The following is a 23,614-nucleotide window of genomic DNA, read 5'->3' as shown; positions in this document are numbered from 1 at the left end:
ATGCCTGACTAACCGTGGGAACCGATTTTACGACGGCTACGTCGGGGTGCCGCATCACGCCGATCGCAGCCTCGCACGGCTCGTCAGCGACTACAGATTCGTCACCAACTCCGTGCTGAAGTCGCTGCGATCGAGAGGGTTTCACCGCCCGCACAATGTCCTTAATTCAACAATGCCCGCAGATCGTTGTACAACGCCTGCGGGATCTGCACCCCTTCCACCTGGCTTCGCGCCCGCGCATCGTAACGGCGTTGCGACGGCAAACGGGCGCCCTGCCCTTCGATACTCTCAAACAACACTTCTGCCCGTGCCAGATGCTGATCAGTTGCAGCCCCCAGAAAGCGCTGCGGATCGAACGCGATAATCAACTCGCCATGGTATGGCGACGACTTGCTGCCCGCGTCGTAAGCCAAGGATTCGGCACTGGTCAAATCACCGATCAAGGGACCGGCAATCAATTCCACCATCGCGGCCAGCGCCGAGCCCTTGTGCCCGCCGAACGTCAGCATCGCGCCCGTATCCAGCACGACATTGGCGTCGGTGCTCGGCAACCCCTGAGCGTCAACCCCCCAGCCTTCAGGTATCGACTTGCCTGCCCGGCGATGCAACTCGATGTCGCCACGGGCAATCGCACTGGTGGCAAAGTCAAAGACAAAAGGATCACGCCCCGCCCGTGGCCAGCCAAACGCAATCGGGTTGGTGCCAAAGACCGGCTGGCTGCCGCCGGCTGGCGCAACCCAGGCATGACTCGGGTTGCAGGCCAATGCCACCAGACCGGCCGCCGTCAATTGTTCGATCTCTACCCACAATGCCGAAAAATGCACACACCGATTGATCGCCAACGCCGCAATACCGTTAGCCCGGGTTTTGTCCTGCAGTATCGGCAAACCCGCCTGGAAGGCCAGCTGGGAAAAACCGCCCCCCGCATCCACCCGCACAATCGAAGGCGCCTGATCGATCACCTGGGGCACGGCGTCGGCCGAGACCTTGCCCGCGCGCAGCGAATTGACACAGCCCAGCACCCGGAACAAGCCGTGGGAGGCGCAACCATCACGCTCCCCGGCCAGCACCGTTTCACTCACCGCGCGGGCATGGGCCGGATTGAAACCGTTATGCAACAAGATCGATTCGGCCAGCTCGTAAGCCTGGGCCAGGGTCAGTCGGATCATGATCAGCTCCTTGAACAGACCTTACAGACTGGACCATGACAGGCTCCACGGCTTGATCGGTTCAAGCCGGTTGCATGACGAATTCAGCACAGCTCAGGGTTGCTGCCGGGCGCAGCCTTCGTTCCTCCTCAACTACTGGCATACACCGTGATACAGAGATCAATCCCCAATATCTGCATACGCGCCAGCATGTCGATCGAAATCGGGTGGCTTACGCTACGCGGTACATCACCGCTTTCGTAACCAATATCCAGGGTCCTTTTTGAACAGGCTTGCCACGCTGGCTCCATCGATTGCGGGAGGTGTTCAATCGCATTCAGCAAGGCCTGGATGCTCTCCTGCGGGGTGAAGTAACTCCCGTCAGGGCCAAAGGCTTCAAAGTGCGCCTGATACCCGGACTCGTCACGCCCGATATGCAAACAACTGACGCACCCATCGGCCTCAGACTGCCCAATCAACGCCGCAGCCAACAAACCCAAATCAATCGGCGCAGCCAGTAGCAGGTCGGTATTGATGTAGTGCACGGTATTTTCAGCATCGTCAGGCATTGGGCTATCCGCTTGTGAATCAGTATCCCGACATACTGCTGCATACAAACGCCCTCGCCAATCTCCCCTGGACTTACACCCTAAGCACTGAGCCGCAGCTCTTGCCCAATCTGGTGAAAGTGCCCGGCAATGGCCTCGATCAATGCAGCATCAGTGACCGGATCCAGCCCCGAGTAGGGTTGGCCGTGGTAGTTGCCGGTCCAGGTCAGTACCGCCTCGATGCTGGCGCTGTCCTGATACAGCCGGCGCATCTGCTGGCACTCCTGATCCTTGCTGTCGATTGCGCCCAGGGCATAGTGCAGCGCCAGCGCTGTGCCGTACTCCAGGGCGCTGCTGTCGATCCCGTGTTTTTTGGCCAGATCGATACTGCGAAAAATCCGCTCGTTGCGTTGCAGTTTACGCAGCGGGTCACGCCCTACACGGGCACAGGGATCCTTGAAGGAGGTGTTGCAACGCTCCAGAAAGGTAGCCGAAAAGCCGGCCACGGCGTCCGCCATATGGGGGTTTTCGGCCACCAGGGCCGGGCCGACAGCCTCGCCGATCAAGCGCCGGGCCAACGCACTCACACGGGGATCGCCCATGCCCTGCCCCAACCACGAATACCCGAGCAGGCTGGCGTACCAGGCAATGATCGCGTGGGGACCATTCCATAGCAGATTCTTGATCACCTGGGTCTGGGTGATGTCGTCCACCGTCTTCACCTGGCGCAATCGCTCAAGCAGGTTGCTGCACCGCTGCGCATACAGGGGCATGTCCGGCTCGCTGTTGAACAGGATCAGGTGCAACTGGCTCAGGGCGTTACTGGACTGGGCAAAAGGTCGAAAGCGACTGATCAGGCGCTCATATTCGGGCACCGGTGTGCGGGTTTCGGCCTTCGGGGTATCGACCTCGTCACTCAAGCTGTTCTGGAATATCTTCGACTTGATCCGCAACTGGCGCACCAGGGCTTCGTTGGACAATTTGGAGACGATGCGACTGACCACTGTCTCGACGAAATGGGTGTTGTCCAGAATCTGTTGGCACAGCTGGGGGGAAACCAGCAGTTCGAGTTGCGCCTGCACATGCCGGCGCACAAAGTCCGCACCGCCGACCTTGTTCAGCACGATCAGGATCGTCAACTCCCGACCCCGGCGTTCGTAGCGACGGATCAGGCCCTTGGCAATCACCCCCGCCTGCTTGCGGATCGCCGTTTCCGGAAGGCTCAACCCGACAATTTCCGCCACGTCGTACATCCGGATCACCGCTTCGGCGTCATCCATGTCGATCATGCTGAGGTTGTCGATGGTCTGGTCGAAGGACGTGGCGGTGTAGCGCACGCTGAAGCGGCCAAACGCCTGGATGGTCTCGCGCAGCATCCGCGAGCGGGTGGCGGCGATGATCTCGCAGGGGCGCGTGTAGCCATCCCAGTGGGAGAAAATTTGCGTCAGGTAGCCACCTCCCATCGCGCCAAAACCATGAATCCCGGCACTGAACTGGTTGAGTGTCGGCGGGAAGCTCTCGGTCAGCGCCGGGGTGCCCAGGTCGGGCATGCACTCATTCAGGTCACCCAGAAAACCGTGCATGGTCTGGTACGCCATGAGTGCTCCGGCCTTGACCTCGGGTGCCGGAGGCTTGATGTCTTCGATCAGGATCGGCTGCCCGTCGGCGCGGATCGCCGACAGCAGGCCGTTTTCCGAATCCTCCAGCATCAGGCAATGCTGTGGCAGGCAATTCAGGGCACTGGCCGCCTTGAGGAATATCTCGGGGTGGGGTTTGCCCTGGCTAACTTCATCGCCACACACCGTGACGTCGAAATACTTGAGCACGTTGGCATTGATCAGGTATTCCTCGGCGATGGCCCGGCGACTCGACGTGGCCACGGCCATGGTCAGACCGTACTTGCGCAAACGCTCCAGCACTTCCAGCAGGCCGTCCTTGATCGGCACGCCCTGATTGCGCACATGGGCCAGTTCAAGCTCATCGGCACGCTGGCGGACTTGCGCATACGGGAAGTCTTCGCCGTGATTGGCCTTGGCCAGCGCCTCGGCTTTTTTGGCGCTCAAGCCCAGTGACCCCATCAGTGTTTCTTCACTGAGCGGCGTGCCGTGAATCTCGAGGGCTGCCTGTTTGAGGGTTTTAAAGCGCAAGCGCTCGGTGTCAAACATGGTGCCGTCCATATCGAAGATGGCACTGAAAATTCGTTTACCCTGAAAATAAATCATGAGCACAGCTCCTTGTAAGGCGAGGCTTTTGGCTTCGCTCGCTGAAACGCTTCGGATCAAAAAGTGGTTTCAAATACAAATGCCGGGCAGCAGGACGCACCATTGAAAGCGGGGCGTGAGCGCACCGGAACGGCGAGTGGTCAGCAATAATCAGGTGGGGGGACGTAACAATGGCGCCAGTTGGCGCAGTTGCCCGGAAAGCAGGGCCTGAGCAGAGGTAATGCGGTGTGTGCAAGAAGGCGGGAAACAAACCCTGTGACTGCATGACTGCAGCATTTGACGTGAGGCCCACAACTCGCAATCAGGGATGCGAAGTGTGAGCCGAACCGGCGATTGATACGTGTGATTCCATCCATAAGGGCGTTGAAATTTCCTGTAATGCGATTGGATACCTTTTTAGCTATAACCCATGTAGCGCGTCTAAATCAAGGTTGGCGTCAGCTCGCAAGGATGGCTGATGCCATTGCGAGCCCCTCTGCGCCTGCTCCACGATTGCCTCACTAAAAATTGATTTCGCTGTCTGAAATAACCGTGATGGTGCCTCTGTACGTGCTGCCCGAATGATCATTGAGCATGCTTTGCATCTGATCCTGGGGCACTTCAAAGTGCAGTTTCGCTTGACCGTTATCTACGTAGTAGCTGGGGGAATAGACGGCAGGCGTGGTGCTTAGCAGTTGGCGGTTCACCGGTTGATCCGAGGCGTCGCGCAAGCCATTTGGCAGTGTCAATCGAGTTTCGACTACCACCGTGTGACCCGTTGGGTTTCGTATCCCGCACAGGGTGCCCACCAGGTATTCGCATTGCAGCGCCATGCTGAACGGGGTAGACGACGAGATGTTGAAACCCTGATCAGCCCAGAGCCTTTGCGGCCGACGCCCCTGGTTCAACCATTGCTGCCAGCCGCCGCCAGGTATCAGCTCAATACGACTGCTGTTGGCCGGAAACTGAAACCTGAGGGTGTGTTGAACGTCCAGGGTGAAATTGAGGGTGACACTGGTGTCGGTGGGGAGCAGATTGTCGCCGAAATCGAAGTCCCCGCCCGGCCCCACAGAATAGGTGATCGAGCCACGATAAGTGCCCGTTTCCATTCGCAGAGGATCAGGTGCGGTCATCAGGTACGACACGCTGATATTGGCCATTCGCAGATTGTCGATCTCATACGCCGGAGAAACGCCACAGGGCACGGGCTGCGGCGTAAACCAAAAGAAATTGCCGGCCGTGTAAGAAGGCCCCATCGCAGCCCCCCGCGGGCAAGCCGCTGGCGAACTCCAACCCCACTGGAACCCGCCCCAAAGATGGCTCTGAGCGGTAGTTGCACTGGATGTCGGTATGCCAGTCATCAGCCTGACGTCACGGGTCCAGTTGGTTCCAGCCAGGGCCGAAATGGAAAACTGCACCTGCGCCACCTGCCCACGGGAGCTGGTCACTTGAACGGGCCTCGGTTCGGCCGGGACCTTGAACATCGCACCGTCTCTGACATTGGCGTGGTTAGCCAGAATCGGTCTCTGTGAAATTGCATCGAGCCCAGTTAAACCGATGCTGAAGTAACCCCTGGGAATACATGTACCGGGGTAGATGGCGCAAATACCGGAATTAGGCGTGGTGTTTTTGAACTGGTTGACCTGAGGGTTGCCCGGATCGGGGTTGAAAACAGCAGTGATCTCAGCCGTCAATGCTTGAGCTTGGGGGGCAAAAAACACTGTTAGAAAGAGCAGAAACCCACACAATAAAAAGCTTGCCAATGCACCAGCGGGTGACTGCACTTTATTACATGTTTTCATGGTAGAAGACGCAAAATTTGCCGAAGGGCGACCATTCAGCTCGCGAATTAAATTATTGTCCACCATATTTTACCACAAATTATGTCAACATAAAAGACCCGGCTGTACGCTTCGGGCCTGGCAAATGCATCACAACGGTGCGTTTCTCAGCGGATCTGTATGATGGCGCGTTTGTTAAACAGGCATCACTGCCACGCCTGTCCATCGTTCAGGAGTTGTGCATGAAAAGGCTTTACCGCACGTTCAACCAGACTGGGGCCGATCCGCGGTTGCGGTTCGGTTTGCTCAGCCTAGGCGTGCTGCTGGGCAGCGCCATGCCTGCGGCACACGCAGCCCGAACCGAACTGCCTGCCACTGCCGTCACCGCCGAGGATAACGGGGCTTACCAGGCAGACAACGCCTGGGTGGGTGGTTTTGAAGCGGCGCCATTGCTCGACACCCCCGCAGCGATCTCGGTGTTTACCGATGCGTTGATTGAAGATCAACAAGCCCGCCTGCTCAGTGATGTGCTGAAAAATGATGCCTCCGTGGGCGAGAGTTATGCCCCGGTCGGCTATTACGAGAATTTCGTGGTGCGCGGTTTCTCGCTCAATTCGGCCAGCAGCTACAAGATCAATGGCCGCACCATCACCGGCGAGCAAAATGTCGGGCTGGAAAACAAGCAGCAGGTGGAGTTGCTCAAAGGGCTTTCGGGCTTGCAAAGCGGGGTTTCGGAGCCCGGCGGTGTGGTCAATTACGTGACCAAGCGCGCAGCCGATGTGCGTTCGGTCACTGTCTCGACCGACGACCGCGGCAGCGGTTATCTGGCCGCCGATGTGGGTGGTTGGTTCGGCAGCGAACAGCAGTTCGGCCTGCGCGCCAACGTCGCCCACGAAGATATTCACTCCTGGGTCGAACACGCCAATGGCCAGCGTGATTTTGCATCCGTGGCATTCGACTGGAACATCAGCCCCGATGCGCTGCTGCAACTGGACGTGGAGTATCAAAACAAGGAACAGCGTTCGGTTCCGGGCTATCAATTGCTCGGCGGCACCGAGCTGCCGCACCACGCCTCCCCGAAAAAACTGCTGGCACACCAGAGCGGCTCCAAGCCGGTGACCATTGACTCGCTCAATATCAACGGCAACTTTGAGTACCGCTTCAGTGACAGCTGGAAGGGTAGCCTCAGTGCATCGCGCAGCAAGGTGGTGATTGACGATTACAGTTCGTTTGCCTGGGGCTGCTATGGCTCCGCCAGTTGCTCCAGCGCGCCAGTACCCAATTACTTCAGCCCTGAAGGCAATTACGACATCTATGACTTCCGAAGCCCCGACGATACCCGGCGCAACGATGAAGTTCAGGCGGCACTTAGCGGCAAGTTTGATACCGCCAGCATCGGCCACGAGCTGACAGTGGGCACCAGTGCCTTTCGACGCGTGGTCGATCAGCGCGAGTTGATCAACGAAATGATCGGCACCGGCAATATTGATAGCGAACCGGAGCAATTTGCGCGCTACCAGGGTCCCGTCAAAGACAGCTATCGCCGCCTGGACAGTCGCCAGTACGAGGTGTTTTTCAATGACCTGATCAGCTTTAACGAGCAGTGGCAGACCATGATCGGCGGGCGCGAAGTGCGTCTGGACGAAAGGACTTTCGACAGCAATGGCGACACCACCCGGCACACCCAGCGCTATGAGTTCCTGCCCCAGGCCGCGCTGATCTACAAACCGGTGCAAAACATGACGCTGTATACGCGCTACAGCAAGGGCCTGTCCCTGGGCGGCGCGGCGCCGTGGTTTGCGACTAATTCCCCTGAAATCCTGCCACCCACCGTATCGCGGCAGATCGAAGCCGGGATCAAGTATGACTGGCAGCGCATCAGCCTGAGCGCCACGCTGTTTCAGATCCGCCAGGCATACCAGTACTCCGAGCCCCAGAGCGACGGCTCATTCATCTTCGTACAACAGGGGCAACAAAAGAACACCGGGCTGGAGCTGGCAGCCAACGGCTGGGCCAGCGAACGCCTGCAGGTGGGTGCGAGTGTGGCGGCGATCCGGTCAAGGGTCACGGGTAGCGGGACACCGGACTATGAGGGCCATCAAACCATCAACGTCCCTACCCTGCGCGCCAGCCTTCATGGTGATTACGCCCTGCCCTGGATCGATGGCCTGGCACTGCTCGGCGGCGTTCAATACAGCGGCAAGAAATACGCCAGCCAATTGGGTCAGACCCAGGCTGATGCTTACGCCATTTTCAATATCGGCAGCCGCTACAGCACCCGTATCGACGGTTACGACACCGTCTTTCGCCTGACGGTCGATAACCTGTTCGACAAGCGCTACTGGCGGGATGTGGGGGAATACATGGGCGACAACTATGTGTTCCAGGGGGCGCCGTTGACGGCAAGACTGAGTGCTTCGATCAATTTCTAGGGTTGGTTTCGTTAGTCCCGGGCTTAGCCCCTGCCCGGCTTTTTGTAGGCGTTGACGAGTAGAACGAGGCTGCGATCGAGCGCGCAGCGGTCGCAAAACCAGTACACGCGGTTTGCCTGATTAACCGTGGAAGCCGACTTTACGACTGCTCCGCAGCCGGACGCAGCCTCGCACGGCTCGTCAGCGACTACAGATTCGTAGCCGCAACTACTCGCAACAACATTAAGCAAAATTTAATTGATAGCCCCCTAACAAAAAGCGCAGGCTAGAGGGCTTGGTTACGCTTTGTATCATTCCGGATGATATTGATCTTCGCTGGGTTCGATTCGTTCCCCGGCACGCGCGCCAGCATTATCCGCCCATCTCAATAGATTGGCGGACTCCCCCTCATGGAACAGTCACTTAAACATTTGCGCTTCCCACTCGCGGCTTTGGCCATCGTGGTGATGAGTGCATGCGGCAAAACCCCGGACGCGACTGCTCCTGCTCCCGCTGCAAAAGTCAGTGTGGCCAAGGTGCTTGAACAGCCGGTCAATGAATGGGACGAGTTCACCGGTCGCCTTGAAGCTCCGGAAACAGTCGAAATACGTCCACGCGTGTCGGGCCAGATTGATCAGGTCGCCTTTAACGAGGGCGCCCTGGTGAAAAAGGGCGACCTGCTGTTCCAGATCGACCCTCGCCCCTTCCAGGCTGAAGTCCGCCGCCTTGAAGCCGAAGTGCAACAAGCCCGCGCCAACGCCACCCGCACCGAAAATGAAGCCCAGCGCGGTGAGCGCCTGCGCCAGAGCAATGCGATCTCCGCTGAACTGGCCGACTCACGCAGCACCGCAGCCCAGGCTGCACGTGCCGGTGTCGCTGCCATCCAGGCGCAACTGGACCTGGCAAAGCTCAACCTGAGCTTTACCCGCGTAACCTCGCCAATCAGTGGCCGCGTCAGCCGTGCCGACATCACCGCGGGCAACATCGTCACCGCTGATGTCACGCCACTGACCAGCGTGGTGTCTACCGACAAGGTGTACGCCTACTTCGATGCCGACGAGCGCGTGTTCCTCAAATACAACCAGCTTGCCCGTCAGGGTCAACGCGGCCAGAGCACCCCGGTCTATCTCGGCCTGTCCAACGAAGACGGCAACCCGCACCTGGGCCAGATGAACTTCGTCGACAACCAGGTCAACCCGCAGACGGGCACCATCCGTGGTCGCGCGGTGTTCGACAACGCCGACGGCAACTTCACGCCAGGGCTGTATGCACGCCTCAAGCTGGTAGGCAGCGGCACCTACTCCGCCGTGCTGATCAATGAAGAAGCAGTCGGTACCGACCTGGGCAAAAAGTTCGTGCTGGTGATGGGAGCCGACAACAAGTCGGTCTACCGTGCCGTGGATCTGGGTCCGAAAATCGAAGGCTTGCGCATTGTTCGCAGCGGCCTGAGCAAGGACGACACGATCATCGTCAAGGGCTTGCAGAAAGTGCGCCCCGGTTCGCCGGTAGCCCCTGAAGTGATCCCGATGGCCAACGAGCAGACCCTCGCCGCTCTGGCACAACAACGACAAGCCCTGGAAGCCAGCAACCTGCCTCAAATCAAGCCCGCCCCTGGCGCGCCGAAGTTGGCCAGTGTCGCGACTCCTCGCGGTTAAGGGACGATAACTCCGATGAATTTTTCCCAGTTCTTCATTCAGCGGCCGATTTTCGCCGCTGTGCTTTCCTTGCTGATTTTGATTGCGGGCGGCATTTCGCTGTTCCAGTTGCCGATCAGTGAATACCCGGAAGTGGTCCCGCCTACCGTTGTCGTGCGCGCCAACTTCCCCGGCGCCAACCCCAAAGTGATCGGCGAAACCGTCGCTGCGCCACTGGAGCAGGCCATCACCGGTGTTGAAAACATGCTGTACATGTCTTCGCAGTCCACCGCTGACGGCAAGATCACCCTGACCATCACCTTTGCCCTGGGCACTGACCTGGACAACGCCCAGGTGCAGGTGCAAAACCGGGTGACCCGCACCCAGCCCAAGCTGCCCGAGGAAGTGACGCGCATCGGTATTACGGTGGACAAGGCATCGCCCGACCTGACCATGGTTGTGCACTTGACCTCACCGGACCAGCGCTACGACATGCTGTACCTGTCCAACTACGCCATCCTCAACATCAAGGATGAACTGGCGCGGCTCAACGGTATCGGCGATGTGCAGATGTTCGGCATGGGTGACTACTCGCTGCGGGTATGGCTTGATCCCAACAAAACCGCGTCGCGCAACCTGACCGCCACCGATGTGGTGACGGCCATCCGCGAACAGAACCGTCAGGTCGCCGCCGGTGCCCTGGGTGCTCCGCCTGCCCCCAATGCGTCCAGCTTCCAGCTGTCGGTCAACACCCAGGGCCGTCTGGTCACTGAAGAAGAGTTCGAAAACATCATCATCCGCGCAGGGGATGATGGCCAGATCACTCGCCTCAAAGACATTGCCAGGATCGAACTGGGCTCCAGCCAGTACGCGCTGCGCTCGCTGCTGAACAACCAGCCGGCGGTGGCGATCCCGATCTTCCAGCGCCCCGGCTCCAATGCGATCCAGATCTCCAATGACGTTCGCGCCAAGATGGCCGAGCTGAAGAAGGGCTTCCCCGAAGGCATGGACTTCGACATTGTCTACGACCCGACGATCTTCGTTCGTGGTTCGATTGAGGCGGTGGTCCATACCCTGTTTGAAGCACTGATCCTGGTTGTACTGGTTGTTATCCTGTTTCTGCAAACCTGGCGCGCTTCGATTATCCCGCTGGTCGCTGTGCCTGTATCGCTGATCGGTACGTTCGCAGTGATGCACATGTTTGGCTTTTCGCTCAACGCGTTGTCGCTGTTCGGTCTGGTACTAGCCATCGGGATCGTGGTGGACGATGCGATTGTGGTGGTGGAAAACGTCGAGCGAAATATCGAGCTGGGGCTCAACCCCGTGGACGCTACCAAGCGGGCCATGCGCGAAGTGACCGGCCCGATCATCGCCACTGCCCTGGTGCTGTGCGCGGTGTTTATTCCGGCTGCATTTATCTCGGGCCTGACCGGCCAGTTCTATAAGCAGTTCGCCCTGACCATTGCCATTTCCACAGTCATCTCGGCCTTTAACTCGCTGACGCTGTCCCCGGCACTGGCCGCGGTATTGCTCAAAGGGCATCACGCACCCAAAGACCGCTTTACCCGCGTGCTGGATCGCCTGTTCGGCAGCTGGCTGTTTGGTCCGTTCAACCGTTTCTTCGTCAAGGCCAGTAACGGCTATGTGGGCACGGTGCGCCGGATCATTCGTGGCAGCGGTATCGCCATGCTGGTGTATGCAGGCCTGATGGCGCTGACCTGGGCAGGTTTTGCCCACACGCCGACCGGCTTTGTACCGCCGCAAGACAAGCAATACCTGGTGGCCTTCGCGCAACTGCCGGACGCTGCAAGCCTGGATCGCAGTGAAGAAGTGATCAAGCGCATGTCGGAGCTGGCCCTCAAGCAGCCTGGCGTTGCCAACTCGATCGCCTTCCCTGGCCTGTCGATCAACGGCTTCACCAACAGCCCGAACAGCGGCATCGTGTTTGTTGCGCTCAAGGACTTTGATCAACGCAAAGACCCGAGCCAGTCCGCCGCTGCCATTGCCGCCACGTTGAACGCAGAGTTTGCCGACATCCAGGAAGCCTACATCGCCATCTTCCCGCCGCCTCCGGTACAGGGGCTGGGCACCATTGGCGGTTTCCGCCTGCAAGTCGAGGACCGCGCAGGTCTGGGCTATGACGAGCTGTACAAAGAAGTGCAGAACGTGATCACCAAGAGCCGCAGCGTGCCGGAACTGGCCGGGTTGTTCACCAGCTATCAGGTCAACGTACCGCAAGTCGATGCTGCCATCGACCGTGAAAAAGCCAAGACCCACGGCGTGGCCATCAGCGACATCTTCGACACCCTGCAAATCTATCTGGGTTCGCTGTATGCCAACGATTTCAACCGCTTCGGTCGTACTTATCAGGTCAACGTGCAAGCCGAGCAGCAGTTCCGCCTGGAGCCCGAGCAGATCGGCCAGCTGAAAGTGCGTAACAACAAGGGCGAGATGATCCCGCTGGCGACCTTTATCAAGGTCAGCGATACCGCCGGGCCCGATCGCGTGATGCACTACAACGGCTTTGTCACCGCAGAAATCAACGGCGGCGCGGCACCGGGCTACAGCTCGGGCCAGGCAGAAGCAGCGATGGAAAAACTGCTGAAGGAAGAGCTGCCCAACGGCATGACCTTCGAGTGGACGGAGCTGACGTATCAGCAAATCCTCTCGGGCAATACCGCGCTGTTCGTGTTCCCGCTCTGTGTTCTGCTGGCGTTCCTGGTACTGGCCGCCCAATACGAAAGCTGGAGCCTGCCACTGGCGGTGATCCTGATTGTGCCCATGACCCTGCTGTCAGCCATTACCGGTGTGATTCTGTCGGGGGGTGACAACAACATCTTCACCCAGATCGGATTGATCGTCCTGGTGGGGTTGGCGTGCAAGAACGCGATCTTGATTGTGGAGTTTGCCAAGGACAAACAGGAAGAAGGCATGAGCCCGCTGGATGCGGTACTTGAAGCCTGCCGCCTGCGTCTGCGGCCGATCCTGATGACCTCTTTCGCTTTCATCATGGGCGTGGTGCCTCTGGTGCTGTCCAGCGGTGCAGGTGCAGAAATGCGCCACGCCATGGGTGTTGCGGTGTTCTCCGGGATGCTCGGGGTGACCTTCTTCGGCCTGCTGCTGACGCCTGTGTTCTATGTCTTGATCCGCCGTTATGTGGAGCGCAGTGAAGCGCGCAAAGCGGCCAAGCACCTCAAGCTGGAGTCGCAACAATGAGCGTGAAAGTTTTTCTGCCGAGTCTGTTGGTGCTGGCCTTGAGCGCTTGCGCCGTAGGCCCGGACTACAAGACCCCGGCCACAGAGCCTGCCCATATCAGTGCCGATAACCTGAAGGGCTTTGACCGGGCGCATTTTGAAGGGATCTGGTGGCAGCAGTTCGACGACCCGACCCTCAACCAGCTGGTGACTCAGTCACTGGCCGGCAACCGCGAGTTGCGCGTGGCCTTTGCCCGCCTGCGGGCAGCCCGGGCGATTCGTGATGACGTCAGCAATGACATCATGCCGACCATCACCAGCCGTGCCAGCAGCGATGTCGGCAAGGGCCAGATTCCGGGCCAGACCGAAAAGCGGGTCAACAGTGAACGCTATGACCTGGGCCTGGACATGGCCTGGGAAGTCGACCTGTTTGGTCGTATCCAGCGTGAATTGGAGGCCAGCGACGCCGACGAGCAAGTGGCTGCAGCGGATCTCTACCAGCTGCAAGTGACCATGATTGCCGAACTGGTGGATGCCTACGGTGAATTGCGCGGCGCCCAACTGCGTGAGCGGATTGCCCTGGCCAACTTGAAGAACCAGCAGGACTCCAAGGCGATTACCGAAAGCCTGCGTGACGCAGGTGTTGGCGATCAACTGGACGTCATGCGTGCCGACGCCCGCCTGGCCGCGGTTGAGGCCAGCGTGCCGCAACTGCAGGCCGAGCAGGTGCGTGAGCGCAATCGCATCGCCACTCTGCTGGGCCAGCGCCCTGAGCAGCTCAGCGTTGACTTGAGCCCGGCGCAGTTGCCGGCCATTGCCAAGGCACTGAACATCGGCAACCCCGGCGATTTGCTGCAGCGCCGGCCCGACATCCTGAGTGCCGAGCGCAAGCTGGCAGCCGCCACTGCCCGGATCGGGGTGGCCAAGGCCGATTTGTTCCCTCGGGTCAGCCTGAGTGGTTTTCTCGGTTTTACCGCCGGACGCGGCTCGCAAATAGGCTCGGCTGCAGCCAATGCCTGGGCGCTGGGCCCGCGCATTACCTGGCCGGCGTTTGACCTGGGCAGCGTGCGTGCGCGTCTGCGCGGTGCCGGTGCAGAGGCTGATGGCGCACTGGCCAGTTACGAGCAGCAGGTGCTGTTGGCGCTGGAAGAGTCCGAAAACGCATTCAGCGATTACGGCAAGCGCCAGCAACGTCTGGTCTCGTTGATTCGTCAAAGCGAATCCAGCCGGATCGCAGCGGATCTGGCTGCTATTCGCTATCGCGAAGGCACGGTGGACTTTCTGGTGCTGCTCGACGCCCAACGGGAGCGCCTGGCCGCAGAAGACAGCCAGGCCCAGGCCGAGGTTGAGCTGTATCGCGGCGTAGTAGCGATTTACAAAGCACTGGGTGGTGGCTGGCAAGCCGAGACCGTCGCCAGCGCACACTGATTCAAGAGCTCCTTTGGTTGGCCGCAACCAACCAATTTTTAGCCCCGCGCTCATTCGGTCGCGGGGCTTTTTTTACCCGTAGTAGCTGCCGAAGGCTGCGTTCGGCGACGCAGTCGTCGTAAACCCTGGCAACCGGGGTTGACTGACACACCGAAGTGTCTGATTTTGCGACGGCTACGCCGCCGAACGCAGCCTTCGGCAGCTGCTTGTATGTTTTCCCGGTGCCCAAGAAAATGCCGGGGCGTGTACAAAAAGCGTTTCGGGGAGGCCGATAGCTGCTTAAGGCAGGATTTGCTCCTGACCTTGTCTGTAGAGAGGCCCCCCGCCTCATTGCCTACCACGAAGAGTAACCAGAAGCCGACAAGTCGGACTTCGTATTACAAGGTTGTGATGGCATGAAGTGCGAGGTCGGGGAACCGGAAGCATTCTACTTTTTTTCGTTGAGGTGGAACACATGGCTCTCGTCGTTGGTGTAGATATTGGCTCTCGAACTGCGCCTATGGCGTGGCGTAAAGATGGAAACGTCGTTGGAAACTGGACCATCGAACAGAGCGCCAAAGGCCACTCATTGGCGGTGAAAAAGTTGCTCAGCCTGAAGCCGGAGCTGATCGTCATGGAGGCCACCGGCGTCTATTACCTGGACTTGGCCGTCAAGCTGACCAACGCCGGCTTACCCGTGGCGGTGATCAACCCGAAAAGTGCACATAACTTTGCCAAGATCATGCTGGCTAACAGCAAAACCGACAAAATCGATGCTCAATTGCTGGCCGAGTATGCCGAGCGTATGACGCCGCGGGTATGGACTGCGCCAACCGCGCAAATGCTGGAACTGCGTGCCTTGGGACGACATTTGAACCGCCTGACCGGCCGCCGCACGCAGGCCAAAAATGAGTTGCACGCACTCAAGGCAACCGAAAGTACGTCGTCGATGCTGATCGAGGACGAAGAGGATGCCATCGACGCCTTGGACAAGCGCATTGAGCGCTTCCGCAAGGCCGCACTTGAACTGATTCTCGAAAGCCCGAACCTGAGCAGAAGCTACAAATGCATGATTGCAGGGCCTGGCATCGGAGAGGCTTCGGCTATTGCGATGCTGGCCGAGTTGGTGACCTTGCCGTCGACGTTGAAATCGAACCAGGTGAGCCGCTATGCAGGATTGGACGTGCGTCTGACGCAGTCAGGAACGAGTTTGAACAAGCCTGGCCGGATGAGTAAGGCCGGGAATGCCTACTTGCGCGCGGCGACGTTCATGCCCGCATTGAGCGCGCTGCGTTGTGACCCCATTGTTAAGGCGTTCTATGAAGGACTGGTCGGCCGAGGTAAGAAGAAGATGCAGGCAATTGGGGCAATCATGCGCAAATATCTGACAGGTATTTGGGCATGCATCCGCAGCGGTGAGCCTTTTGATACGGCCAAGCTTTTCGATGAAAAACACCTATCGAAAGCTTGACCTGCAACAGAGTATCTACAGGGTCTGCGTTTGACTCCAGCCCCCGACTCACCCACTCTTGCACCCCATACGCACGCATGCTTCTGGATATTGGATGACCCAGCCTCGCCGCTACCTCGCAATCAGCTTTCTGTCAGCGCTTATCGCTGCCGGTCTTTGGTATTCGATGCGCCCTGATCCAGCCGTTCCCACGCAATCCGTCAGTCAACGATTCTCCATCGCCCTGGACATGGCCCAAAACGGCAAGCCCGGCGCCGCCCGTGTGCTCTATCAGCAACTGGCCCGCAAGGACTTGTCGGATACCCGGCGCGCCAGCCTGCATGCCGAGCTGCCCAATTACCCAAGCCCGCTGGCACTGAAACTGGCAGACGCTGACTTGCATAACCCCTCGCCCCTGGTACGCATAGCCGCGATCCAGAGCATTGTCGGCCTGGTGCCCAACGCCCAGCGCACGTTACTGCTGGGCCCGCTACTGGATGACACCGAACAGAGCGTGCGCTTTGCCGCCGCCAATGCCCTGCTCGGCCTGTCGCCCGACGAACAGGGGCTGTACTTCGGCCCGTTGCAGCAAGTGATCGACGAATTCGAGCGCGACCTCAAAACCAGGCCCGACGACCCGCAGGCACAGGGTCAACTCGCCCGTCTGTATTTGCACGAAGGTCAACTGGACGAAGCCCAGGCCGCACTGGAGCAAGTCACCCGCCTGGACCCGGACAACCTCAAGGCAGTCGTCGCGCAGGTCGAGCTTCTGGAAAAACGCGGCAAGGCCGAGCAGGCGCGACAGATGCTGGCCAGGCAGCTTGAAGCCCATCCCGATTCCGCGTACCTGCAACATGCCCTGGGGATCTGGCTGCTTAACCATGGCCAGACGGAATACGCCCTTCTGGGCCTGGCCAAGGCCGTTGAGCTGGAACCGGACAACAGTGATTACCGGTACAAGCTGGCGACCGCCCTCCATGACCTGGACCAGCTTGAAGCCGCGCAACGCCAGCTCGAAGAGCTGCTGCAACGCCAACCGGCCAATCGCAAGGCGCGCGTATTGCTGATCGGCTACTGGAAAGAAGCCGGGCAATTGCAGAATGTGCAGGTGCTGCTGGCGCAGCTTGAGCAGATGAACCCTGATGACCCGTCGTTGCAGCAGGGTTTGTGATTCATATCACCTGTGGGAGCGGGCTTGCTCGCGATGGCATCACGTCGGTCTGGCTGAATGACCGAGTCGCCTGCATCGCGAGCAAGCCCGCTCCCACAAGATTTGGGCATTCAGGCCAATAGTTTCTGGATCTGCTCTTGCAGGGTATCGAGGTCGAACGGCTTGGCCAGGATCGGCGCCGTCAAGGTGATCGGGCTGCCCGTATCACGGATCTCGGCAGGGTAGCCGCTGATAAAAATAACTTTCAGGTCAGGCCGCAGCTTCAACGCTGGCTCGGCAATCTGCACCCCGGAAATTCCGCCCGGCAGGCGGAAGTCGGTCACCATAAGGTCCAGATGCGGCTTGCTCGCCAGAATCTCGAACGCCTGTTCGCCGTTTTCGGCCTGCAATACCCGGTAGCCTTCGCCGGACAGGTAGGCGCTGAGGACCATCAGGATCGAGGGGTCATCTTCGACAATCAAAACAACATCTTGCGCATCTTCACTCATGGGAAACCTTAATTCATGCCGTCGCTGCCAGTATGACCCCGAGCGCGGTCATAGGTTGCGCCGAGTTTAAGTCTTTTGTGCAAGCGGCAGGCAAACCCTGAACAAGGCGCCCTCACCCAGTTCGCTCTGCACGCTGATGGTGCCGCTGTGTGCCGCGACAATCTGTTCCGAGATAAACAACCCCAAACCAAGCCCGGCAGCCACCTGACTGGCTGAAACCCGCTCAAATTGCTGGAACACCCGCTGCTGGTTTTCCTGGCTGATGCCGATGCCCTGATCGCGCACATCCACCACAGCTTGATCGCCGTCTATGTAAACAGACACATCAATGGGCTTTTTAGCACCGTAACGCAAGGCATTGGTCAGCAGATTGGAAATCACTTGCTCAATTCTGAACTCGTCCCACTGCCCCACTACGGGTTTTTGTGCAGTGAAGCTGACACTCGATTGCGCAGCGCTGATCTGGGCCGTGAAATTCTCCAGCAATTGCCCGACTGTACGGGCCAAATCAAACTCGGCAGGCCTGATCGACAGCTTGCCGGTGCGGATACGCGACACGTCGAGCATGTCTTCGATCAGGCGGATCAGGCTCTGGATCTGGCGCTCATCACGATCGACCATGGCGTGCATCTTTTCCAGGGTGAACGCCGCCGCGTTGTCGCGGGCCAGGTGCATCTTGCGCAACTGGGTTTCCAGGATCAGCCCGTTGAGCGGCGTGCGCACCTCATGGGAGACGATCGACATAAAGTCGTCACGCATGCGCACCGCGCGCTCAAGCTCGACCTGGGTCAGTTGCAACTGCGCAAGCAAAGTCTCCTGCTCGCGACGGCTCTGCTCCAGGGCCTCGACCTGCTGCTTCATGGCCTTGCTCTGGCGATAAAGCTCGACGAAGACATTGACCTTGCTTTTGACCGCGTGGATATCCAGCGGTTTGTGCAGAAAGTCCACCGCACCGCTTTCATAGCCCTTGAAGGCATAGTTCATCTCGCGCCCTGCGGCACTGACAAACACGATGGGGATGTTTTTGGTCTTGGCGGTGCCGCGCATCAGCTCGGCCAGTTCAAAACCGTTCATGCCGGGCATTTGCACGTCAAGAATGGCCATCGCAAACTCATGCTGCAACAGCAACGACAGCGCCTCATCCGCAGACAAGGCCTTGTACACAATGCGATCTTCGCGCTTGATCAGTGCTTCGAGCGCCAGCAGGTTTTCCGGCAGGTCATCGACGATCAGCAGCTTGGCTTGAATTTCGTTTAGTAGCATTGGCTATGTTCCAGCTCGACAAGCAGACGGCCAATGCCGCGCAATGGAAGAATGCAATCCGGTTGAAAAAGGTCCAGTGCCGCACGGGGCATGGTTGCAACCTGTGCCTCGTCAGGATCCTGCACAATGGTCAGACCGCCCGACTGCTGGACCACGCTCAGCCCCTGGGCACCATCCCGATTGGCGCCCGTCAGCAAAATGGCAGCCAGACGCTGTTGATACACATCGGCTGCGGATTCGAACAGGTAGTCAATGGCAGGTCGCGAGTAATGCACCGGCTCCTCCTGGCTCAAGGAAAAACTGTGATCCTGCTCAATCGAAACGTGATACCCGGGACCTGCAAAGTACAGGGTGCCCGGCACAATCGGCTGTTTGTCCTGAACCTCCCTGACCGCCAATGGCAAGCGCCGGGCAAACACCTCGGCCAACTGGCTGCGTCGCTCTTCAGGCAAGTGCAGCACCACGATAATCGGCAGCCGGAAGCCAGGCTTGAGCTCGGAAAAAATAGTCAGCAACGCTTCAACCCCGCCCGCAGACGCACCGATCACCACCGCCTCGACAGGTCTGGGATCGGTCAGGTAACGGTCATGGTTTTTCATAGCTTGCGGTAGATCCGTTCTTGCTTGAGCACGGGGGAAAACTGTTTGCTGTAGTCCGAAAAATCCAGCGTCTCCTTGCTTCCAAGCATCAGAAATCCGCGATGACACAACGATTCCTCGAACAGACCAAAGGCTCTGTTTTGAAGATTTTTATTGAAATAAATCAATACGTTACGGCATGAAATTAAATTGGTTTCTGAGAACACGCTATCCGTCGCCAGGCTGTGATCGGCGAAGGTCACGTTCTCGCGCAGCGTCTTGTCAAAAATCGCGTAGTCATAGGCGGCGGTGTAGTAATCGGCAAACGAACGCTGACCACCGGCCTTTTGGTAGTTGTGGGTATAGGTCCGGATATTGTCCAGGGAGAAAATCCCCTGCTTGGCCTTTTCCAGAGAGCGCGGATTGATATCGGTCGCATAGATGATGGTGCGATCCAGCAGGCCTTCTTCACGCAACAGGATGGCCATTGAATACACCTCCTCGCCGGTGCTGCACCCCGCAATCCAGATCTTGAGCGACGGGTAGGTCTTGAGGATCGGCACCACCTCCTGGCGAATGGCCAGAAAATGCTCCGGGTCGCGAAACATCTCGCTCACTGGAATGGTCAGGAACTGCAGCAACTGCATAAAGGCCGTCGGGTCATGGAGGATGCGCTCCTGAAGGGCCGAAATGGTGCTGCAGTCAAACTGACGCAATGCATGATTGACCCGGCGCTTGATCGAGGCGCCGGAGTAATCGCGAAAGTCATAACTGTATTTGAGATAGATCGCTTCGATCAGCAGCCTTAACTCGATGTCAGTGTTTCGTTGCACTTAGAGTCGTTCCATTTTCGGTAGCCAGACCCGGATCAACGAAAACAGTCGATCCAGATCAATCGGTTTGGCCAGGTAGTCATTGGAACCTGCCTGCAGGCAGCGCTCCTGATCGTCCTTCATTGCCTTGGCCGTGACCGCAATGATCGGCAGCTTGCGCCAGCGCGGGTTTTTGCGGATTTCGACGGTCGCTTCGTAGCCATCCATCTCGGGCATCATCACGTCCATCAACACCAGGTCGATATCTTCCACTTCGTCCAGGCGCTCGATGGCTTCGCGTCCATTGCGACCGATGACCACAATCGCGCCCTTCTGCTCCAGCGCACTGGTCAGGGCAAAGATGTTTCGTACATCGTCATCCACCAGCAAAATCTTGCGGCCCTCGAACACCTTGTCGCGGCTGCGAGCGGTCTTGAGCATCGTTTGCCGATCATGGGACAACTGAGATTCGACTTTGTGCAGAAATAATGTCACTTCATCGAGCAACCGCTCGGGTGAGCGGGCGCCCTTGATGATGATGGAGCGCGAATACTTGCGCAGCTCGGCTTCTTCATCCCGGGTCAGATTGCGCCCGGTGTAGACGATCACCGGCGGGAACGAGCAGATATCTTCGGTCGACATGCGCTTGAGCAGGTCGTTGCCCAGCATGTCGGGCAACTTGAGGTCGATGATCATGCAGTCGTAAACAGTGGTGCGCAGCAGGTCGAGCGCCTCCTGGGCATAGCCGACCGCGGTGATCTCGATGTCATCGTCGCCGATCAGGCGGGCAATGCTGTCGCGCTGCAAGTCATCATCCTCGACCAGCAGCACCCGCTTGACCTTCTGCGTCAGCTTGGCCTCCAGGCGAGCGAACACATTTCTCAGCTCTTCACGGGTCGTCGGCTTCAAGGCGTACCCCACCGCCCCCATGTGCATCGCGGCCTCAACCCGGTCTTCAGCGGAAATCACGTGAACCGGTATATGCCGCGTCGACGCCATAGCCTTCAGGCGCTGCAACACCGTGAGCCCCGGATGGTCCGGCAAGCGGATGTCCAGCAGGATTGCATCGGGAATGAACTGCACCGCGAGGCTGAAACCTTCGTCCGCACCATGGGCAACCAGGCAGCGATAGCCCAATTCATGTGCAAGATCGAAGAGGATCTGCGCAAAGTTTGGCTCATCTTCAATCACCAAAATACAGCGCGTGGTAAATGGCGCCTGCTCGCGGTCATCCATGAAGCGCTCAATCACCGCCGCAGACTCAACGGCAAGCAGCGGCCGGGGCTCAGGTACCCGCACTGCAACCCGTGGCGCGGGGCCAACAGGCAGTTGCACGGGTTCTTCGCCGTGCTCCACATACTGCTGCGGCAGGATCAGGGTAAAGATACTGCCCTTGCCCGGCTCGCTGCTGACATCGATCGAACCGCCCAGCAATGTCGCCAGATCACGGGAGATCGACAGGCCCAGCCCTGTGCCGCCATAGCGGCGGTTGGTGGTGCCGTCGGCCTGACGGAAAGCTTCGAAGATGGAGTCTTGTTGCTCCTCGGAAATGCCGATCCCGGAATCGCTCACGGTAAAGGCAATCCCTTCGCCCGGCTGACAGGATACCGTCAGGCTGACCTGGCCTTGCTCCGTGAACTTGACCGCGTTGGACAGCAAATTCTTGAGGATCTGCTCCAGACGCTGGCTGTCGGTGTAGATCATGGGCGGCGTGCCGGGCTGCAACTGGACCTCAAAGCCCAGGGACTTGTCGCCCGCCAGCGGCTGGAACATGTTGCGCAACCCTTCGACCACCCGTGCCACGCTGGTGTGCTCGGGGCGCACTTCGAGCTTGCCGGCTTCTACCTTGGAAATGTCCAGGATGTCGTTGATCAGGTTAAGCAGGTCATTGCCCGCCGAGTAAATAGACTCGGCAAACTTGACCTGTTCTGCGCTGAGGTTCTGCTGCGGGTTTTCGGACAGCAACTTGGCCAGGATCAAGGAGCTGTTCAGCGGCGTGCGCAGCTCGTGGGACATGTTGGCCAGGAATTCGGACTTGTACTTGCTGGAGCGTTGCAGCTCTTCAGCCCGTTCTTCAAGTTGCACCTGGGCCTGGTTGAGTTCGGTGTTCTTGCGGTCCATTGCATCCCGCTGGCCGGCCAACTCTTCGTTGGTCTGCTCCAGCTCGGCCTGCTGGGTTTCGAGGCTGGTCTGGGACTCTTTGAGAATGCGCGACTGCTCTTCGAGTTCCTCGTTGGCGGTCTTGAGTTCCTCCTGCTGCACCTGCAGTTGCTCATTGAGCTGCTGGGTTTCGGCCAGCACCTCTTGCAGGCGCTGGCGATAGCGCGCCGCTTCAATCGACATGCCGATGTTGTCGGCGATCAATTCGAACAGCTCTACGTCCCGCTCGCTCAGGGGCCTGAGGAAGCCCAGCTCAATGACCCCGTTGACGCGATCATCATCACTGGTGGGCACCACCAGCACACTGCGCGGGCTGCCTTCGCCCAGCCCGGAGCTGACTTTGGAGAAATAGTCGGCGGGTACGTTGTCCAGTCGAATCAACTTATCCTGCTTGACTGCCTGCCCGATAATCCCTTCGCCGTTGCGAATCAGTTGGCCCTGCGCCTCTTGCTCGCGGGAAAACCCATAACTGGCCACACGCTTGAGATCGCCGTGATCTTCACGCACATAGACGGCCGCCACCACGGATCCCAGGTACTGGGCACAGAACTGCAGGATGTTGTGGCCCAACATGTTGAGCGTCAGGCGCCCCAGCACCTGTTCAGCCAGCTCGGTCTGGCCGTTGCGCAACCAGGCCTGTTGTTCCAGACGCTGAGCAGTCTTGATCTGCGACTCGAAGGCATTGTTGTAACTCTTTGAAAGTTCAAGTAAATCGCGACGACCGATATAGGCCAAAAAGCCGCTCAAACCCAGTACGAAAATCAGGTACAGGCCAATACTGATGATCGTTGTACGACTGACCTCTTCGCTGCGAGCCACTCGCAGCTGCTGCTCCATCTGAATGAAGTCTTGATATTCTTTGCGAATTTCGTCCGCCAGGCGCTTGCCCCGCCCCGCCTGTATGGCCGCACGGTAATCACCGTCCTGACGGCGCAGATCGACCATCGACTGGGCGTAGGCATTCCACTCATTTTGCAGCGCCTCAAGGCGTTTCAGCCGGTCGACCTGCTGCGGGTTGTCGCTGACCAGCTCCTGCAACCCCTTCAACTGGAGCGCAATTTGCGGCTTGGCGACGGCATAGGGGTCCAGAAAATGCTCATCGCCGGTAATCAGGAACCCGCGCATGCCGCTTTCAAGATCCACCGTCAGCCGCACGGCGTCGTTGGTATTACTGATAACCCGGTCGCTGTGCTCCACCCACCTGATCACTGATAACAAATAGCTGACCATGATCACGAATAACGCGGCACTGAGCACGCCGACAGCCAGGGGCAAGCCAACGTTGCGACTCAGAAGCTTGCGAAAGCTTCGCTCATCAATTGATACAGGTGAGTTCATTTTCAGGCCTGTGGGCAGTCTTAAAAAACT

General features: G+C 58.7%; 15 protein-coding genes. 6 read left to right on the top strand and 9 right to left on the bottom strand.

Going from position 1 to position 23,614, the window contains the following annotated elements; all coding sequences use genetic code 11:
• Positions 1-161: 161 nt before the first annotated feature.
• The 4 genes from V6P94_RS14395 to V6P94_RS14380 form a co-directional block, all read right to left on the bottom strand.
• On the bottom strand, positions 162-1,169 hold the full coding sequence (locus tag V6P94_RS14395; protein WP_338647234.1) for an Ldh family oxidoreductase: 1,008 nt from the start codon (positions 1,167-1,169) through the stop codon (positions 162-164).
• 128 nt (positions 1,170-1,297) lie between these two features.
• A complete protein-coding gene (locus V6P94_RS14390) occupies positions 1,298-1,717 on the bottom strand; it encodes a hypothetical protein (RefSeq protein WP_133076858.1) in 420 nt (139 codons plus the stop codon).
• 80 nt (positions 1,718-1,797) lie between these two features.
• The gene (mtlD, locus tag V6P94_RS14385; protein WP_133076859.1) at positions 1,798-3,918 is read right to left on the bottom strand and encodes a bifunctional mannitol-1-phosphate dehydrogenase/phosphatase; all 2,121 of its coding nucleotides are present in this window, start codon (positions 3,916-3,918) and stop codon (positions 1,798-1,800) included.
• Between the two features lie 500 nt (positions 3,919-4,418).
• On the bottom strand, positions 4,419-5,762 hold the full coding sequence (locus V6P94_RS14380; protein ID WP_338647230.1) for a hypothetical protein: 1,344 nt from the start codon (positions 5,760-5,762) through the stop codon (positions 4,419-4,421).
• 158 nt (positions 5,763-5,920) lie between these two features.
• Here V6P94_RS14380 and V6P94_RS14375 point away from each other — a divergent pair, with 158 nt between their 5' ends.
• The 6 genes from V6P94_RS14375 to V6P94_RS14350 all read left to right on the top strand — a co-directional run bounded on the left by V6P94_RS14375 (position 5,921) and on the right by V6P94_RS14350 (position 16,945).
• Positions 5,921-8,110: a TonB-dependent siderophore receptor gene (locus V6P94_RS14375; protein ID WP_133076860.1), complete on the top strand. Its 2,190-nt coding sequence runs from the start codon at positions 5,921-5,923 to the stop codon at positions 8,108-8,110.
• 389 nt (positions 8,111-8,499) lie between these two features.
• A complete protein-coding gene (gene mexE, locus V6P94_RS14370; RefSeq protein WP_326397954.1) occupies positions 8,500-9,744 on the top strand; it encodes a multidrug efflux RND transporter periplasmic adaptor subunit MexE in 1,245 nt (414 codons plus the stop codon).
• 15 nt (positions 9,745-9,759) lie between these two features.
• Positions 9,760-12,939 (top strand): efflux RND transporter permease subunit, encoded by a 3,180-nt coding sequence (locus V6P94_RS14365; RefSeq protein ID WP_133076862.1) that lies wholly within the window; start codon positions 9,760-9,762, stop codon positions 12,937-12,939.
• A complete protein-coding gene (locus V6P94_RS14360) occupies positions 12,936-14,345 on the top strand; it encodes an efflux transporter outer membrane subunit (RefSeq protein WP_219263054.1) in 1,410 nt (469 codons plus the stop codon). Before V6P94_RS14365 ends, V6P94_RS14360 begins: the two co-directional genes overlap by 4 nt.
• A gap of 454 nt (positions 14,346-14,799) precedes the next feature.
• Positions 14,800-15,795 carry an IS110 family transposase gene (locus tag V6P94_RS14355; RefSeq protein WP_153400687.1) on the top strand — a complete coding sequence of 332 codons (996 nt, stop codon included), beginning with the start codon at positions 14,800-14,802 and terminating at the stop codon, positions 15,793-15,795.
• Between the two features lie 94 nt (positions 15,796-15,889).
• Entirely contained in the window at positions 15,890-16,945 is a 1,056-nt protein-coding gene (locus V6P94_RS14350) for a tetratricopeptide repeat protein (protein WP_133076864.1), read from the top strand.
• Between the two features lie 110 nt (positions 16,946-17,055).
• Here V6P94_RS14350 and V6P94_RS14345 read toward each other — a convergent pair whose 3' ends face one another.
• The 5 genes from V6P94_RS14345 to V6P94_RS14325 all read right to left on the bottom strand — a co-directional run bounded on the left by V6P94_RS14345 (position 17,056) and on the right by V6P94_RS14325 (position 23,584).
• Complete coding sequence (locus tag V6P94_RS14345; RefSeq protein WP_003445176.1) at positions 17,056-17,433, bottom strand: response regulator; 378 nt, start codon at positions 17,431-17,433, stop codon at positions 17,056-17,058.
• A 66-nt stretch (positions 17,434-17,499) separates the two neighbouring features.
• A complete protein-coding gene (locus V6P94_RS14340; protein WP_133076866.1) occupies positions 17,500-18,696 on the bottom strand; it encodes an ATP-binding protein in 1,197 nt (398 codons plus the stop codon).
• On the bottom strand, positions 18,687-19,295 hold the full coding sequence (locus V6P94_RS14335) for a chemotaxis protein CheB (protein ID WP_133076867.1): 609 nt from the start codon (positions 19,293-19,295) through the stop codon (positions 18,687-18,689). The genes V6P94_RS14340 and V6P94_RS14335 overlap by 10 nt, the downstream gene beginning before the upstream one ends.
• Positions 19,292-20,107, bottom strand: coding sequence for a protein-glutamate O-methyltransferase CheR (locus V6P94_RS14330; protein WP_133076868.1), 816 nt, complete (start codon positions 20,105-20,107; stop codon positions 19,292-19,294). Before V6P94_RS14330 ends, V6P94_RS14335 begins: the two co-directional genes overlap by 4 nt.
• Positions 20,108-23,584, bottom strand: a complete 3,477-nt coding sequence (locus V6P94_RS14325; RefSeq protein ID WP_133076869.1) for a response regulator — start codon at positions 23,582-23,584, stop codon at positions 20,108-20,110.
• Positions 23,585-23,614: the final 30 nt, after the last annotated feature.

Origin of the sequence: Pseudomonas sp. ML2-2023-3 (assembly GCF_037055275.1) — a bacterium.
In the GTDB taxonomy this organism is placed as follows: Bacteria; Pseudomonadota; Gammaproteobacteria; order Pseudomonadales; family Pseudomonadaceae; genus Aquipseudomonas.
The sequence above is the reverse complement of the archived record's forward strand: the minus strand, read 5'-3'. Positions and strand labels throughout refer to the sequence as shown.

Coding starts and splice junctions, on each gene's coding strand:
- V6P94_RS14395 (WP_338647234.1), bottom strand. CDS start 1,169: ATGATCCGACTGACCCTGGCCCAGGCTTACGAGCTGGCCGAATCGATC.
- V6P94_RS14390 (WP_133076858.1), bottom strand. CDS start 1,717: ATGCCTGACGATGCTGAAAATACCGTGCACTACATCAATACCGACCTG.
- mtlD (WP_133076859.1), bottom strand. CDS start 3,918: ATGATTTATTTTCAGGGTAAACGAATTTTCAGTGCCATCTTCGATATG.
- V6P94_RS14375 (WP_133076860.1), top strand. CDS start 5,921: ATGAAAAGGCTTTACCGCACGTTCAACCAGACTGGGGCCGATCCGCGG.
- mexE (WP_326397954.1), top strand. CDS start 8,500: ATGGAACAGTCACTTAAACATTTGCGCTTCCCACTCGCGGCTTTGGCC.
- V6P94_RS14365 (WP_133076862.1), top strand. CDS start 9,760: ATGAATTTTTCCCAGTTCTTCATTCAGCGGCCGATTTTCGCCGCTGTG.
- V6P94_RS14360 (WP_219263054.1), top strand. CDS start 12,936: ATGAGCGTGAAAGTTTTTCTGCCGAGTCTGTTGGTGCTGGCCTTGAGC.
- V6P94_RS14355 (WP_153400687.1), top strand. CDS start 14,800: ATGGCTCTCGTCGTTGGTGTAGATATTGGCTCTCGAACTGCGCCTATG.
- V6P94_RS14350 (WP_133076864.1), top strand. CDS start 15,890: ATGACCCAGCCTCGCCGCTACCTCGCAATCAGCTTTCTGTCAGCGCTT.
- V6P94_RS14345 (WP_003445176.1), bottom strand. CDS start 17,433: ATGAGTGAAGATGCGCAAGATGTTGTTTTGATTGTCGAAGATGACCCC.
- V6P94_RS14340 (WP_133076866.1), bottom strand. CDS start 18,696: ATGCTACTAAACGAAATTCAAGCCAAGCTGCTGATCGTCGATGACCTG.
- V6P94_RS14335 (WP_133076867.1), bottom strand. CDS start 19,295: ATGAAAAACCATGACCGTTACCTGACCGATCCCAGACCTGTCGAGGCG.
- V6P94_RS14325 (WP_133076869.1), bottom strand. CDS start 23,584: ATGAACTCACCTGTATCAATTGATGAGCGAAGCTTTCGCAAGCTTCTG.